The organism is Eikenella sp. HMSC071B05 (genome assembly GCF_001811325.1).
In the GTDB taxonomy this organism is placed as follows: Bacteria; Pseudomonadota; Gammaproteobacteria; order Burkholderiales; family Neisseriaceae; genus Eikenella; species Eikenella corrodens.
This window is the reverse complement of record NZ_KV804533.1, coordinates 3,591-3,832: the sequence shown is the minus strand read 5'-3', so window position 1 is coordinate 3,832 and position 242 is coordinate 3,591. Positions and strand designations below refer to the sequence as shown.

General features: G+C 45.0%; 1 protein-coding gene. It reads left to right on the top strand.

Annotated features, from left to right (window positions below):
* Window positions 1-242: transposase (locus tag HMPREF2796_RS11610; RefSeq protein WP_246826978.1), on the top strand; the 242-nt coding region annotated here is incomplete at both ends.

Here is a 242-nt window from a genome sequence, read left to right as displayed (position 1 = left end):
GGTATCCTGAAACGCAACGGACGGGTCTATACTGTTGTGGTGGATAATGCCAAGTCTGATACTTTGATGCCTGTTATCAAACAGAAAATCATGCCGGACAGCATTGTTTACACGGATAGTCTGAGCAGCTATGACAAGTTGGACGTGAGCGGTTTCATCCATTACCGCATCAACCATTCCAAGGAATTTGCCGACCGTCAGAACCACATTAACGGCATTGAGAATTTTTGGAATCAGGCAAA